At 60.4% G+C, this 260-nt stretch carries 1 protein-coding gene; it reads right to left on the bottom strand.

Annotated elements, in window-relative coordinates; genetic code table 11:
- Positions 1 to 239 (bottom strand): hypothetical protein (locus tag SB754_RS21120; protein ID WP_410784300.1); only part of this gene is annotated, 239 nt, incomplete at its 3' end.
- Between the last annotated feature and the right edge of the window lie 21 nt (positions 240 to 260).

Here is a 260-nt window from a genome sequence, read left to right as displayed (position 1 = left end):
CGGCGCTTGTAGTCGCCCTGCACAATGGTGACTTGGTTGACGGCGAGCCAGTCGTTATCGTCAGGGTCGTGGCTGAGCAGCCGCAGCGTGGGACTGGCCTCGGTGCCGTCGGTGTCGATGTAGGTCAGCCGGAAGCCGTCGGTGAGGTAATCGTGGATGCGTTTGTTCTCGGTGATGGCATCCGCGGACTTGGGTGAAGCGATCTCTGCCAGTGCCTGCTTCAAATACTGCATGGGCACGGTCGGATTGAACTTGTGCAG

Source organism: Leifsonia sp. SIMBA_070 (assembly GCF_046534635.1).
Classification (GTDB): Bacteria; Actinomycetota; Actinomycetes; order Actinomycetales; family Microbacteriaceae; genus Leifsonia.
Note: the sequence above shows the minus strand (reverse complement) of the source record. Positions and strands in the feature narration are given on the sequence as shown.